Genomic DNA, 14009 nt, shown 5'->3' with positions numbered 1-14009 from the left:
GTTTCAAACAGGAGAGGATATGGTCGAGGTGCGCGAACCGAAAAATGCGTCTGCCCCTTGCCGCGGTGGGGTGGCGCCGGTGCTTCAGTCTCTGTCAAGCCGGTCCATAGGCCAAAAGCGACGTCGCCACGGCTGCGGCGTGAAACAGCCAGGCCGGCAGGATGCTGTGCGACCGTTCCCGGATCATTGCCGCGGCCATGCCGAATATGGCGGCCACCGTTACATACTTGATCAGGAGGCCGTTGGTCAGGATTGCCATGGGATGGTCGGCCATCATTGCCATCTGGGAACCGATGGTGGCTGCATACAGCAGCGCCGATCCGATGGTGGGGCCGGAGAAGAACCACCGGCTTTCACAGTCCTGGATCGTTGCCAGCTGGGCCATCATGCCGTGCACCAGACTCCTGAACAGCAGTTCCAGGGAAAGGGGGATCAGGACCAGAGCAATCGTCCAGGCAGCAACGGGGTCGGCGGCAAAAATCATCTCGTCGGGCACCAGGATGTCACCGGTGAATCCGCAGATGATGGCTATGGGCAGCAGGCGCCACCAGTCTTTGCCAGCGGGCAGCATCATCCCGAACTGCCATGGCCGGCGCAGAGCCACGATGCCGAGCATGATGAAGGTAAACACCAAGAGCGCGGTGTGGAACCCGACGAGCGGGCTGCGGAAAACCTCGCCGAGCGCTTCCCGGTCCAGCCATCGGGCCGGCTCCCAGTTCTGAGCGGTGGCAATGGCGGCGACGACGATCAACATTGAAATTGCGGCGCTGGATAAAAACCGTTTTATATGGCGAATATCGCTTCGCTTTTCGATGACATCGCGGCAGGCCGAAACAATCTCTCCGGGTAACAGCCGGGTGCCGCTGTCCCGGGGCGATCCGCCAATATCTCCGGATCCGCCCCAGCGGCTGACGTTGATGCGACCCTTGACCGCCGGGTCCATGAAATTCAACCGCTGATACACATCCTCCAGGTTTACCGGCATGAACAGGTCCATCTGCCTGAGGGTGTAGTCGTTTTTACCCCTGCTGAGGGCTACCCATCCCAGGCGATTGCCGTAGAGCTTGTTCAGGTGGGGTTCCAGTTCGTAGATACCAAGATCCGAAGCCACTACCACGGCGATGCGATTGTTGGTCAGCTCGATTCGGGCGAGTTCCTCGACACCCTTGAAGTCATCCAACTCCCCCAACTTGATCAGAAACTGATCCAACTTGCGCAGCACACCGACGGTATAAGCCAGGAAATCGGTTTTGGACCACTCGCCGGCTTTCTTCAGTTCCAGTTCTTCCATGCGCAGGCGGTCGATGACCCGCATCAATTTCTGGAGCAGATCGGCCGGCAGGCCGCTGAGTTCCCTGAGCTCTAAACCAAGGGCATCGATAATCCCTTCCAGCCTGACCAGCGCGAACAGGGAGCGCCGGTGGATGGCGTCCCGGTTGTTGATTCGCTGATGATTGAGAATGATCCAGATGGACAGGATGGTGTCAAGGTCCGGTTCGTTGGCAAAAATTTTCCATTCACGGTCCCGAAGGTCAAGCCCCTTGACACACATGATCAGGGCCTGCTCGCAGGTGGCCAGGGTGAAGGTACGGACGCAGCCCTCATGATGATCCAGATTGTAGACTTTTTTATCGTGATCCAGAAAGGGTTCCGCCTGGGCGACACCGTCCAGATAAATTGTGCCCGGAGGAGCTTTGCGTGCAGCCGAGGCGGTAACGGTCAGGCCCGCCTTGATGATGACCTGCAGGTTAGGTGCTTCAAAGCAGGTCAACGCCCGGTCTGTTCCCGCCTCTTTGATCGCATAACGATCAGGAAAAACGTGCCCGGTGGCATCCTGCTTGAGGGGAGCGCTTTCCAGCACAAAGGGCGATTGATCGGTATCTTCCATTTATGGAAATAATCCTGCGCTAAGATAAAGCCAACTGGTGCGAGTCGAGAGAGAGCTACCCATTCATAACAATCAGCGCCGAGAGGGTCAACAGGTTAATGGTCCGCCTTCCCGGCGAAAACCTCCTGTAAAGTATAACTATCTTTCTGGAATATTTAATTATATTAATTGTTTCGTTAGGTTGGTCAGTAGCCATAGGCCCCATGGATCGCAGCGGTCAAAATTCAAAGGGGTTGTTTTGCGGCGGTCTTGTCGAGGTGTCCAGGCATCATTCTCATCCATGAACACATCTTTACTTCTTTAGGGATCCTTCGGGTTTCCCATACCGATGGATGCAGATGGCCCGGCCTGCTTAACGATCGGCACGGTCACGCCGCCTTGGGAAGCGTCGGCCTGGGGGTCAAGGGTGTATCGGGACCGCGGATGTCAGCGTCCGCCGCCAGCGTCTCTAAAATGGTGCGGCTGATCCGATCCCGATTCAGGTTGAGGCTGTTGCTGCCGAACAGGCGGTTGAATTCCAGCACATAGGGATGCCCGCCCACCATGGCGATATCAAAACCACCATGATTGATTTCCAATCCCTTGGCCAGTCGGGCCACCAGTTCAACAGCTGCATCAGGAATCGGGCTGAAGTCGATCCGTCCGCCCTGGGAAAGGTTGTTGTGAAAAGCCCGGTCCGACTGAAGCCGCCAGAACCCGCCCATAATTCGGTATCCCACGGTGACGATGCGCAGGTCCCGGTCAATGGGCAGGTATTCCTGCGCATAAATAACCGGGGTCTGTTCCAGATAACGTCGCCAGTCCTCGCGGTTTTGGATAAGAAAAACCCCGCTGCCCATGCTGCTTCTGGGGAACTTGGCCACAAATGGGATCGTCATCCGCTCCCATACCGCATCGGCATTGCCCGGTGAAACGGAAAGGATCAGGGTTTCGGGTACATGGGCCGGTGCCACGGACAGAAAACCGCGGGTCATCTCCACCTTGTCGTGTCCCAGCAGATAGGATGCCAGACTGGGAAAGATCCGCCGCTTGAGTCCGAATACCAGGGCGTTGATCTGCCAGTATTCGGGAAACAGGATCCAGTCTGCTGCCTTGACCTGGTCTATCTTCTTGAAAAAGTGCTCCGGCTTGACGGTGCAGATGCCGGGAAGGTTCATGGTGCGCAAGGGGTCGAACGATATCAGGTTCATCAGGGTGATTGAGCTCGCTTCAATGCGTAAAATATGGATTCGGCCGGTGCAGCCAGACCAAAATCGGAGCTATCTATCAGCTTTTAAAATAATTGGAAAGGCCATTTTGGAAGTGGTATCGGGCAGATTGCACGATCGAGGTGCAAGGGGCGCCCAACGCGCAGATCCTTGCCAAGGGCAACGGGCGCTGCCGGGGAACCTTGGCGGTGGGATTTTTGGCTGCGCTGAAAACCATCAATGCGCGGTTGTCGAATGAGACCGACGGATAAGCCGGTGCGGCCTCATCGGGCCCCGAACCAAGCGAACGGCAAAGAATTCTGCGTGAGTTGAGCACCATGCTGCGGACGACGGGCCGGCTCCTGGACTTTTCGGGTAATCGATCGCGATTGCCGATACAGGCGCTGTCAGCGGAACTGGCGGCGGGAGAATAGCGGGCAGGCATTTGCCGTTCCAGGATTCAGGAAGCAGCGCAGCATGTTCAGCCAGCCAGCCAGCGCCCAGCATAAAAACTGCCGGCTGCCACGAGGGTGCATAAAAGCGTTCCCCACAGGATGTCCACGACCACCATGGCCAGGGGCCACCCCTTGATGGTGGCCATGTTGGTCAGGTCATAGGTGGCGTAGGTGAAAAAGCCGAACAGGGCGCCCCACACGACGGCCCGCCTGATGGATTCCTGGGCCAGGGCCGGCAGCACGGCAACTACCAGAATGCCGACGATATAGATCAGGTAAAACGCGACGGCCGCCGCCCAGTTGACCTGGTCGCTGAGAATAAAACCGATCTGTTTTTTGTAGAAACTGCGCCCCAGGTATCCCAGCCAGACGATGTCGATGAGAAAAAAGATGGGGACCGTGAGCAGATAAAGCTTGATATGGAACAGTGCGTTCATGATTGACTCCCAGTAGGGTGGCTGGCGGACCGTACCTGGCCTCTGAAGAAAACATGCGTTTTCCGCCTACGGGGGGACCGATTGTCCTGGCCCCATCCAGCGGACCGCATTGCTCTGGTTAAGTCGATCCCCCCGGGCTGGCCGACAGCGGCTCTCAGTTGCACAAGATCAGCGAGCGCATGGAGATGGACGCCAGATCGAACCCCACATTGAAAAAATGTACGTGATCCGCTTCGTCCCGCTGGGCGAGGGCGTAGACCAGCGGCAGAAAATGGTCCCAGGTCGGGTGTGCGCGTGTTGCCAGCCCAGCCAGATTTTGAAAGTCGACGACCGCCATGTCTTCGCCCCGCTCGATGAATTCGGCTATCTTGTGGTCAAATTCCACCGCCCAGTCATAGGGAGGACCATCGACGCGCATGGCCTTCAGATTGTGGACCAGGTTGCCGCTGCCCATGATCAGAACGCCCTGTTTTCTCAATGGTTTCAACTGGCGGGCCAACCGGTAGTGATCCCGCAGAGCCATCTGGTAGTCCAGACTCAGCTGGAAGACGGGAACGTCGGCGCTGGGAAACATGCGGCAGAGGACCGACCAGGCGCCGTGGTCCAGACCCCAACCGTCGTCGGCAATGATCCGGCGGGCGTCGACCGTGTCCAGGACCTGGCGTGCCTTGTCCGGGGCGCCGGCTGCAGGATAGCGCTTCTCGAAGAGGGGGTAGGGGAAGCCGCTGAAGTCGTGGATGGTTTCGGGCCGGGCGGTCACGCTCACCCGGGTTTCCCCGGGTGTCAGCCAGTGGGCGGAGATGCACAGGATGGCTTCAGGCCTCGGTAATCGTGGGCCCAGTGAATCCCAGGCGGTGCTGAAGGCCGTGTCCTGGATGGCATTCATGGGGTTGCCGTGGCCGACGAACAGGACCGGCATGGTCCCGGTTTTCGATCCTGCCTTCAACGCTGCAACAATAGAGGAGAGGTCAGCGGTCATCGGCATCGCCTGAAACGGTTTGCGGTGTGTGGTCTCTGCGACAATGGTCTTCTGCCTAAAACCCGATTCACCTATCTGTCATCCCACAACCTTGATCCGTCCCACCGCCGCCTCCACCGCATCGAGGATCTCGCCGGATCGCAATACGTTTAGCATGGTTTCCATGTCCTTGTACAGCTCCCGGTCCTGATCCATGTAGGGCACGTGATTCCGGATCACCCGGTAGGCTTCACGGGTGCCCTTGCCGGCTGTCAACTTACGCGTTTCGGTGAGCAGGTCATAGGCCTGTGCCGCGCAGAGCAGTTCGATGGCGATGACACTTTCGACGTTGCTGAGAATTTCCCGGCTCTGGCGAATGGCGATGGTGCCCATGCTCACGTGGTCCTCCTTGTTGGCGGAGGTGGGGATGGAGTCCACGCAGGCCGGGTGGGCCAGCACCTTGTTTTCCGACACCAGGGCGGCGGCGGCATACTGACCGATCATGAAGCCGGAGTTGATTCCTCCCTGTTTGATCAGAAAGGCGGGCAGTTCGCTGAGTTGCGGGTTGACCAGCCGTTCGATGCGACGCTCGGAAACGCTGCCCAACTCCGCCAGCCCCATGGAGAGATAGTCGGCGGCCATGGCCACGGGCTGGCCGTGGAAATTGCCGCCCAGCCGCACCTCCTCGGTATCCGGAAATATCAGCGGGTTGGTGGTGGTTGAATTGATCTCGATGTCGATGACCCGTCGGGCGTGGGCCACCGCATCTTTGCTGGCCCCATGGATCTGGGGCGCGCAACGCAGCGTGTAGGCATCCTGGACCCGGGCGCAGCCTTCGTGTGAAGTAATGATCTCGCTGGCCTCGGTCAGACGCAGCATGTTTTCCGCGGTGACCAACTGACCCGGATGGGGACGAACCTGGTGGATGCGCGGGTCAAACTCGCTGTTGGAGCCCATGAGCACCTCGAGGGTCATGGCGCAGGCGATGTCGGCCATTTTGGACAGGCGCACCGCGTCGTTCACCACCAGGGCACCGATGGCGGTCATCACCTGGGTGCCGTTGATCAGGGCCAGCCCCTCTCCCGCGGCAAGGGCCAGCGGGACCAGCCCGATCTGATCCAGTGCCGCCGCACCGGAAATGCGGCTTCCCCGGTAAAATGCCTCGCCTTTGCCAATCAACACCAGGCCCAGGTGGGCCGTGGGCGCCAGATCGCCGCTGGCCCCCACCGAGCCTTTCTCCGGCACCACCGGCGTCACCCCGTGATTGAGAAAAGCCAGCAGGTATCGAATGGTCTCCATGCGGCATCCGGAATAGCCCAGGCACAGGTCGTGGACCCGAAGGGCCATGATGGCCCGGACCACCGGTTCGGGCAGCGGGTCGCCCACGCCGGCGGCATGGCTCATCAGAATATTCTCCTGAAGCCGGCGCGTGTCTTTCTCGGAGATGATGACGTTGCACAGGGCGCCGAACCCGGTGGTGATGCCGTAAATCACCCTTTTTTCCTTCACCCAGCGCTCGATCAAGGCGCTGGTTCTGGCGACCCGTCCTTCTCCGGCTGCTGACACGCCGACCTCGCGGGTCGATCGGGCCACCGCCACCAGGTCATCGATCGTTATGCTCTCTTTATCCAGAAGCAATGGTTCTATGGTCATTGATCCTCTCCATGTTTATTGGCAAACAACGCATCCACCGCCGCATCTACCGCATCATCGTCAGCCAGGAAGGGGAGTGTGATCTGGTCGCCGTTGTCATTGTCCCGGTTGTAGGCGGCCGCCACGCCGATGGCATTGGGATTCCCGGCCCAGTTGCGCCGGGCGACACCGCCCATGACATCCCAGTTCATGGCCGAACGAATGATGCCGTCCACCCGCCGGCTGCCGTCCAGGACCAGGCCGAATCCGCCGTTGATGGCCTTGCCGATCCCGGTGCCCCCGCCGTTGTGCAGCGCCACCAGGGACATGCCCCGGGCGGCGTTTCCCGCAAAGCAATGGGTGGCCATGTCGGCGGTCACATTGCTGCCGTCGGTGATGTTGGCGGTCTCCCGGAAAGGCGAATCGGTGCCGCCGGGATCGTGGTGGTCACGACCCAGCATGATGGGGCCCACCTCCTTGTTTCTCACCATGGCATTGAAAGCCAGGGCGATCTGCATGCGTCCCTGTGCATCCTGGTAGAGGATTCTGGCCTGGCTGCCCACCACCAGCCGGTTTTTGCCGGCATCGCGGATCCACACGTAATTATCGCGATCCTCGGGACGGCGGTCGGGGTCGATGCAGGCCATGGCCGCCCGATCGGTTTTTTCGAGGTCCTGCGGGTCCCCGCTGAGGCAGACCCAGCGGAAGGGCCCGTAGCCGTAGTCGAAGATGGGCCCCATGATGTCCTCGAAATAGGAGGGGAACACAAAGCCGTCCTTCACATCCTTGCCGTTGCGGGCCACATCCGTGACCCCGGCGTCGAAGACGGCTTTCAAGAAGGCGTTGCCGTAGTCGAAAAAATAGGTGCCCCGTTGGGCCAGCGTCCGGATGAGCGCCATGTGCGTGTTGAGGCTGGCATCCACCAACCGGCGAAACGACTGACGATCCTCGGCCAGCAGGCGGGTGCGCTCCTCGAAACTGACCCCCTGGGGGCAATAGCCGCCGTCGTAGACCACATGGCAGGAGGTCTGATCCGAAAGCAGGTCAACGGGAATGTCATGGTCCACCATGTATTGCAGCAGATCCACCACGTTGCCGTGGTAGGCGATGGAGAGAACGCGCTTTTCTTTTCTGGCCTTAAGGGCCGCTTTGAAAATTTCGGCCAGGTCGGCGGAAACCATGTTCACCCACCCCTGCCGGTGGCGGGTCTCTATGCGTGATCCGTCCACCTCGGCAATTACGGACACGGCCCGGGCGATCTCGGCGGCCTTGGGCTGGGCGCCGCTCATGCCTCCCAGCCCCGAGGAGACAAACAGCAGGCCGGAAAGATCGCCGTCAGCCGGCACGCCACACATCTTGCGGCCGGCTCCCAGGAGAGTATTGTAAGTGCCGTGGACGATGCCCTGGGGGCCGATGTACATCCATCCGCCGGCGGTCATCTGGCCGTAGGACGAAACACCCATCTGGGCAGCGATCTCCCAGTCGTCCGGATTGTCATAAAGCCCCACCATCAGACCGTTGGTGATGATGGCCCGGGGATTTTCCGGTCCGGAGCGGAACAGCCCCAGGGGGTGGCCGGACTGGACCACCAGCGTCTGGTGGTCGGTGAGCGCCTGGAGGTATTTTTTGATCAGACGGAACTGCATCCAGTTCTGGCAGACGCTGCCGGTCTCACCGTAGGTGACCAGTTCGTATGGATAAAGGGCCACGTCGAGATCCAGGTTGTTGTCCATCATCAGCTGGAAGGCGCGGCCGGCCAGGCAGTTGCCCCGATAGTGCTCGATGGGCAGGGCCCGGATGTCGCCGTGGGGACGGAAGCGATAGCCGTAGATGCGCCCGCGGGTTTTCAATTCCGTCAGAAATTCGGGAATCAGCGCGGCGTGATGGTCGACGGGCACGTACCGCAGGGCATTTTTCAGGGCCACTGCGGTCTGGCTCCGGCTGAGCCGGAAACCCCGGTCCGGTGCACGGCGAACGCCGGGGCGGAAATCGGGTATCTGCGGCAACGGGCCGTCCAGATGAATGTTCATGGCAGCGGAGACATCGGTACGGGGCGGCATGGCAACTCCTCGTTTTAAAAACGGGTAACTTGTATATACATTTATATCTTGAGCCATAAAATGAAGCAACCTGGCTGTCAAGAAAAATATGGACAATCATTATGAATAATGGGATAAAAACGCAGAATCGATTGCATTGAGTTTAGTGTATGTATCCTGATTTTTGAAAGAACAGATCGAGTTCACTATACAACGATGATACCTCGAGCGCCATCCCGACCGCCGGCCACATCCAAGTGCCTGTTCATCAAGCAGCAGTTGATCCAGGGCATGCGCGCCAAGCGCTTTACCGACACGCTCCCTTCGGAAAACCAGCTGGCGGCAACCTTCGGGGTCAGCCGGATGACGGCCCGCAAGGCTCTGGTGGAACTGGAAGCCGAAGGGCTGGTGGAGCGCATCCGGGGCAAGGGGACCTATGTCAAGAAGCCGGATCCGGCCATGGGCTATTTTGTCGTTCAGCCCTCCCGGCGCCATGCGCAAACCCTTGAGGTGGCCTACACCACCCGGGTTCTCGAATTGAGGTCGCTGGAAACCCCCCCTCCGATGGTTGCCAGGCGCATGGTCTACAGCGGAATGACCATTCTGGTTCGGCGCCTTCACTGCTTTGACGGCAAGCCGGTGCGCTACGAGATCCGCCACTTACGCGGAGACCTGTGCGGCAGTATCCTGTTCGAAGACTTGGAACGGATTTCCATCCACGAACTGCTGGTGGACCGCCTGGACCTTCCGCTGTCCCGGGTGTGGCAACGCATTACCGCCGAAACTCTCGACGACGAAACCGCCGCCTACCTGGAGGTGTCGGCCGGCCACCCGGCCTTTCATATTCTTCGCACCACCTATACCCACGACACTCCCGTCACGTGCGTGGAGTATTTCATACTCGGCGAACTGGCCTTTGAAGACAGCTTCTCCCCCGGCCGCACCGCTCCGCCCCCCGGCACCGGATTCGGCCATTGACCCACTATTTCAATGGTTCGATGGATGTGGTAGACAGACTAAAAAGGAGGTTTCCCATGGTTCAGTCACCCACAGACCAATGCATCGTGCTGCCTTTTCGCGCCGAGAACGGTCATCCGTTCAACGGCACCGGCCTGGCTCTTCATTTTCTTGCGGGAAACGTCCTGGCCCTGCACACCGGCCTCAAGGAAATGTGGTTCGGCTGGCGGGTGAAAAAGATCTTTCCGGAACAGGCGGCCTTCGAGCGTTACTGCCGCGATGCGGCCGACAACTTGGATCTGCTTCAGGTCAGCCGGTCTCAGCAGGTACGCCTGTGGCTCCACGGCAACTTTTCGGACCCATCGGTAGCCGTTCACTTTTTCGACGGACAAGCACCGGATAGCCGCCATACGCCTGTGGATCTGCCGATATCCATCGACGACGGGCTGATCGGTTTTCGCAGCCGCTTGATGAAGGCGCTGGAATCCATGGGCCGGCCGATGCCGCCAGCGCAGGTCGAGGCAGCGCTGTGGCCCGAAGCCATCGGCCGTAAAGGCTTGGATGCCGTGGGTCGGGCCTTGGAAGGGTTCTACATCTATTCGGCCTACGGGGGCGAGGGTGCTTTAGACGCGTCACCGTTTGAAAAGGCGGTTGCCGAGGCACCGGAATCGTTCATGGCCCATGATCTTCACGGCTGGGCACTTTACCGCAACAAGGACTACCAGGCGGCCAAGCGTGCATTTCTCACTGCACTCAGGATCAATCCGGCGGGTACCGGGGCCATGTCCGGCCTGATGTGGTGCGGGGTTTACGGCAAGGACCTGGAAGAGGCCATGTTCTGGTCCGGCCGCAAGGCCGACATCTGCCGACAGGACGTTCAGGCGGCGCGGGAGGCCGGCCGACGCCGATACGAAAAGGCCAACAAGTAGGATAACCGGCTCGGTCTGCGATCGTTCTTCACAGCACCCGCTCCAGGTATACGACGCCGGGGAGGGGATTCTCATAATAGGGCCGACACGGTTGATAACCCAAGGCGGCATACAGGGAGCGCGCCGTCCCCAGCTTTTCCAGCGTATCCAGACGCATCCGCGCATACCCGGCGGCGCGGGCGTATTCCATGACGGTTTGGGCCAGTTTTTTGCCGATGCCCTGCCCCAGATAGGCGGGTCGGACAAAAAGCCGTTTCATCTCGCACACGTTCCCTTCCAGTGGCCGCATGGCCACGCACCCGGCCGTCTCTCCGTGTGCCGATGCCAGCAGCAGGACGCCCCGGGGCGCAGCGTACTTGCCGGGCAGGCCTGCCAGTTCCTCCTCGAAGTGCTGAAAGCAGAGATCCACCTGGAGAAACGCCTCGTATTCGCGAAAGAGATCGCGAATGACCTGGATCTGGGATGGGGTTGTCGCCTGTATAATTTCGATCATGGTGGATATCCGTCGGTGGCCGTTGAAGTGACAGTTTATTATGGATTGTGCTAAAAGGAAAGCCAATTGAAGGGTGCCTGATTTCAGCCTGTCCCCGATTTTTTCTACCATCAGAAACGGAGCCGCAACAACCATGACCGAATTGTTGGACATCTGTGGAATGCCGGTATTTCTCGAACCCTGGATCACCCGGTTTTACACGACGTTGGAAATTGAGCTGCTGTCCCGCCTGAAGGGAAAGGCCATGACGGCCGATGAAATCCGCCAGCAGCTTGGATCTGAACCAAGCGACCGTTTTCTCGAGCGTGCCTGGCGGCGCGGGGTGGTGCGGCGAATGGACGACGGCCGAATCGCCCCGGCGGAGTTCCATGTGCGCTTTGAAAGCTGGGCCCTTTTCGAAGGATGGCAGGACCTGCCGGATGATATCAAAGACCGGTTGAACCGATGGGAGTTGGCTTACTACACGGCGAGACACCGCGGCACGGTGGCGTCGCTCAAGGCCGGCCGGCCGAGACCCACGGTCGATGCCTGCCCCGAATACCTGCTGCTGGAAGAAGTGGCCCGCCTGTTTGCGCACATCGACCATTTCTACCTGTGGCCGTGCAACTGCAGGGCCATGATGCGCGGATGCAGCCTGCCGCAGTTGACCTGCATCCGTTTTTCCAACGCGCGCGGCATCGGTTGGGAGATCTCACGGGAACGGGCCCTGTCCGTCGTCGAGGAGGCCAACCGGAAAGGCCTCATGCAGAGCGCCGAACTGGCCGTGGACAGCCAGGGCCGGCTGGATGGCGCCCTGTGCAACTGCTGCAATGACTGCTGCTTCCCCCACCAACTGGCCAGGGAACTCGATGCGGCGAAAACCTGGCCACTGAGCCGCTATCTGGCTGATTTGTCAACGGAACCGTGCAATGGCTGCGGACGCTGTGTGCGACGTTGCCCCTTTGATGCCATCGTCCAGGAAAAAAAGAAAAAAGGAATGCCACTATCGCCGCCCACCATCGAGACAACACGGTGCCGCGGTTGCGGAGTCTGCGCCACCGGCTGCCCCCAGGAGGCCATTCACATGCAGAAAACCAGGGAGTCGGTGCTCGAGGCGTATTACGCTTAGCGGGTCCTTCTCTGGCTGATCCCGACACCGATGATGACCGCCGCCGCCGCCACACCTTGGAGCCCGCTCAACGACTCACCCATGACCATCCAGCCGATGGCCACAGCCGTCACCGGCACCAGGTTGATGAACACCGATGCCTTGGATGCCGGTATGCGGCTCATGCCCCAGTTGTACAGACCAAACGCGCCCAATGTCACCACAGCACCCAGGAAGACGATAGAGAAAACCAGGGGGGGTGTCCAACCGACACGCGCTTCCCGGAGCAACAACACCAACCCGGGTGAGAAAAAAACGGTACCGGCGAACACCTGAAGTGCAGTGAGCAGCCAGGGATTGTAGCGGTCACACAACCGCTTGACCATGACCATGTTCACCGCGGCGCAGGCCATGGCACCCAGCTCCAGCAGATTGCCCAGCAGCGGTTTGACCGCAGTGTCATCCGGACTGCCGGAAAGGCTGAGTACGGCAACGCCGCAAACCGACAGGAAGAGACCCACAAGGGTTTTTCTTTTCAGCGGTTCGGCAAGCATCATCCACGCGCCGATGGCCACCATCAGCGGTACGGATGCGCTGATGACGCCGGCCTGGGATGAGGTGGTAAAACGCAGGGCATTGGATTCAAGCAGGAAGTAGAGGCAGGGCTGGAAAAGAACCATGGGCAGGAGCAATTTCCAGTCCCCCTTGCGATACGCGTCGGTTTTCAAGCGCCCGGCAAAAGGCAGGATCACCACCAGGGCAATTGCCATGCGCAGCCACATGACCGACCAGGGGCTCATTGCCTGCACGCACAGGCGCATGGCGGCAAATGAGCCGCCCCATAAACCTACCGCCGTAAAAAGTGCGGCCACGGGAAGGATCCTTCCCGGATCGGTCACCAGCAGTCCGCCGGGTCTGTTGAGAACCCGGATCATCGGGCCATTTCTCATATCACCACCGTTTTCAATCATAATCCATGGGTTGCCTTTATTGTCCGAGCATGAATATCAACAGCAAGCAAGGGTGGATTGCAGAAGATTGCGCATGCCTAATCGGATGCTTCGGTGAGGTACTGCCCCGGGGTTGCACCGGTGTACTTGCGGAAGGTATTGGTGAAATGGCTTTGATCAGAGAATCCCACGCTCAAAGCGGTCAGGGCCAGCGGCCGGCCGTCGCGCAGCAGTTGCCTGGCCCGATCGACCCGTCGCAGGGTCCGAAACAGGTGCGGCGGCAGACCGGTGGCCTGCTTGAATACCCTTAAAAAATGGTAGCGGCTCAATCCAGCCGCCCGGGAGACATCCGCGAGAGATACCTTGCGGTCAAGGTTTTCCGACAGAAAGGCTTTGGCCTGCCGTATGGATTTACGGCTGTTTCCCGAGGGAGTCGGTTTCGAGGACACATTTCCGTAAATGGAAACCAGATGCGTCGTGGCATCCATGATGGCCGATTCCTTTTCCAGGCGGCTTCCCTGACCCTGAATAATCCGGCAGAGGCGCTGCAGGCGGCGCCACAACAGCGAATCGCCCACCACCATGCATGCAAACTCCGGAAGGAGGTGCGATCGCGGGGCGATCTCCTCAGCGGCCGATGCCATCAGATGCATGTCAAAATAGAGCATGCGGTACGAAATTGGTTTGCCGGGAACCGGAACCCCGGAGTGCACCTGGTTCGGATTGATCAGGGCAATTTGCCCCGGCGCCACCAGCGAGTCGGATTTCTTAGTGCCGAGACAATAGCTTCCCCCGGATTCCATCATGCCGACGGCGTAAATGCCGTCGTGGGCATGAGCCGGAAAAACGTGCCGCGTTCCATCTACCCGGCAGATCTCTATGCCTTCCAATTCCGGGTCCCGCCAGTAGGTGACATTTTCGATGGGTTTCATTGGCTTGAGCCTGAGACGCGTTTTCGATTCTTTCAAATATATTATCCGTTTCACCTAAAGGCTAC

12 protein-coding genes are annotated in these 14009 nt (G+C 59.5%); 3 read left to right on the top strand and 9 right to left on the bottom strand.

Annotated features, from left to right (window positions below; translation table 11 throughout):
• Positions 1 to 94 precede the first annotated feature (94 nt).
• The 6 genes from ACZCED_RS04845 to ACZCED_RS04820 all read right to left on the bottom strand — a co-directional run bounded on the left by ACZCED_RS04845 (position 95) and on the right by ACZCED_RS04820 (position 8617).
• Positions 95 to 1888, bottom strand: a complete 1794-nt coding sequence (locus ACZCED_RS04845) for a CPBP family intramembrane glutamic endopeptidase (protein ID WP_462970897.1) — start codon at positions 1886 to 1888, stop codon at positions 95 to 97.
• 368 nt (positions 1889 to 2256) lie between these two features.
• Entirely contained in the window at positions 2257 to 3078 is an 822-nt protein-coding gene (locus ACZCED_RS04840; RefSeq protein ID WP_462970898.1) for an ATP-grasp domain-containing protein, read from the bottom strand.
• 478 nt (positions 3079 to 3556) lie between these two features.
• Positions 3557 to 3967, bottom strand: a complete 411-nt coding sequence (locus ACZCED_RS04835; protein ID WP_462970899.1) for a DUF2177 family protein — start codon at positions 3965 to 3967, stop codon at positions 3557 to 3559.
• A gap of 154 nt (positions 3968 to 4121) precedes the next feature.
• On the bottom strand, positions 4122 to 4946 hold the full coding sequence (gene ygiD / locus ACZCED_RS04830) for a 4,5-DOPA-extradiol-dioxygenase (protein WP_462970900.1): 825 nt from the start codon (positions 4944 to 4946) through the stop codon (positions 4122 to 4124).
• A gap of 78 nt (positions 4947 to 5024) precedes the next feature.
• Positions 5025 to 6578, bottom strand: coding sequence for a histidine ammonia-lyase (gene hutH / locus ACZCED_RS04825; RefSeq protein ID WP_462970901.1), 1554 nt, complete (start codon positions 6576 to 6578; stop codon positions 5025 to 5027).
• Positions 6575 to 8617, bottom strand: coding sequence for a urocanate hydratase (locus ACZCED_RS04820; protein ID WP_464860321.1), 2043 nt, complete (start codon positions 8615 to 8617; stop codon positions 6575 to 6577). The genes hutH and ACZCED_RS04820 overlap by 4 nt, the downstream gene beginning before the upstream one ends.
• A gap of 195 nt (positions 8618 to 8812) precedes the next feature.
• On the opposite strand from ACZCED_RS04820, the gene ACZCED_RS04815 reads away from it, so the two are divergent.
• Positions 8813 to 9574: a GntR family transcriptional regulator gene (locus ACZCED_RS04815; RefSeq protein WP_464860320.1), complete on the top strand. Its 762-nt coding sequence runs from the start codon at positions 8813 to 8815 to the stop codon at positions 9572 to 9574.
• A gap of 56 nt (positions 9575 to 9630) precedes the next feature.
• A complete protein-coding gene (locus ACZCED_RS04810) occupies positions 9631 to 10482 on the top strand; it encodes a tetratricopeptide repeat protein (protein ID WP_462970904.1) in 852 nt (283 codons plus the stop codon).
• A 28-nt stretch (positions 10483 to 10510) separates the two neighbouring features.
• Here ACZCED_RS04810 and ACZCED_RS04805 read toward each other — a convergent pair whose 3' ends face one another.
• Positions 10511 to 10975, bottom strand: coding sequence for a GNAT family N-acetyltransferase (locus ACZCED_RS04805; protein ID WP_464860319.1), 465 nt, complete (start codon positions 10973 to 10975; stop codon positions 10511 to 10513).
• A 133-nt stretch (positions 10976 to 11108) separates the two neighbouring features.
• On the opposite strand from ACZCED_RS04805, the gene ACZCED_RS04800 reads away from it, so the two are divergent.
• Positions 11109 to 12083, top strand: coding sequence for a 4Fe-4S dicluster domain-containing protein (locus ACZCED_RS04800; RefSeq protein ID WP_464860318.1), 975 nt, complete (start codon positions 11109 to 11111; stop codon positions 12081 to 12083).
• On the opposite strand, the gene ACZCED_RS04795 is transcribed toward ACZCED_RS04800, so the two are convergent.
• The gene (locus ACZCED_RS04795) at positions 12080 to 13012 is read right to left on the bottom strand and encodes a DMT family transporter (RefSeq protein ID WP_462970907.1); all 933 of its coding nucleotides are present in this window, start codon (positions 13010 to 13012) and stop codon (positions 12080 to 12082) included. The two genes, ACZCED_RS04800 and ACZCED_RS04795, sit on opposite strands and share 4 nt — an antisense overlap.
• Before the next feature lie 98 nt (positions 13013 to 13110).
• The gene (locus ACZCED_RS04790) at positions 13111 to 13944 is read right to left on the bottom strand and encodes an AraC family transcriptional regulator (protein ID WP_464860317.1); all 834 of its coding nucleotides are present in this window, start codon (positions 13942 to 13944) and stop codon (positions 13111 to 13113) included.
• Positions 13945 to 14009 lie beyond the last annotated feature (65 nt).

The sequence above is a fragment of the Desulfosarcina sp. genome, assembly GCF_055467485.1.
The sequence above is the reverse complement of the archived record's forward strand: the minus strand, read 5'-3'. Positions and strand labels throughout refer to the sequence as shown.

What these genes read in the sequence shown, in the direction of transcription:
- ACZCED_RS04845 (WP_462970897.1), bottom strand. Translation starts at nt 1,888, where the DNA reads ATGGAAGATACCGATCAATCGCCCTTTGTGCTGGAAAGCGCTCCCCTC.
- ACZCED_RS04840 (WP_462970898.1), bottom strand. Translation starts at nt 3,078, where the DNA reads ATGAACCTGATATCGTTCGACCCCTTGCGCACCATGAACCTTCCCGGC.
- ACZCED_RS04835 (WP_462970899.1), bottom strand. Translation starts at nt 3,967, where the DNA reads ATGAACGCACTGTTCCATATCAAGCTTTATCTGCTCACGGTCCCCATC.
- ygiD (WP_462970900.1), bottom strand. Translation starts at nt 4,946, where the DNA reads ATGACCGCTGACCTCTCCTCTATTGTTGCAGCGTTGAAGGCAGGATCG.
- hutH (WP_462970901.1), bottom strand. Translation starts at nt 6,578, where the DNA reads ATGACCATAGAACCATTGCTTCTGGATAAAGAGAGCATAACGATCGAT.
- ACZCED_RS04820 (WP_464860321.1), bottom strand. Translation starts at nt 8,617, where the DNA reads ATGCCGCCCCGTACCGATGTCTCCGCTGCCATGAACATTCATCTGGAC.
- ACZCED_RS04815 (WP_464860320.1), top strand. Translation starts at nt 8,813, where the DNA reads ATGATACCTCGAGCGCCATCCCGACCGCCGGCCACATCCAAGTGCCTG.
- ACZCED_RS04810 (WP_462970904.1), top strand. Translation starts at nt 9,631, where the DNA reads ATGGTTCAGTCACCCACAGACCAATGCATCGTGCTGCCTTTTCGCGCC.
- ACZCED_RS04805 (WP_464860319.1), bottom strand. Translation starts at nt 10,975, where the DNA reads ATGATCGAAATTATACAGGCGACAACCCCATCCCAGATCCAGGTCATT.
- ACZCED_RS04800 (WP_464860318.1), top strand. Translation starts at nt 11,109, where the DNA reads ATGACCGAATTGTTGGACATCTGTGGAATGCCGGTATTTCTCGAACCC.
- ACZCED_RS04795 (WP_462970907.1), bottom strand. Translation starts at nt 13,012, where the DNA reads ATGAGAAATGGCCCGATGATCCGGGTTCTCAACAGACCCGGCGGACTG.
- ACZCED_RS04790 (WP_464860317.1), bottom strand. Translation starts at nt 13,944, where the DNA reads ATGAAACCCATCGAAAATGTCACCTACTGGCGGGACCCGGAATTGGAA.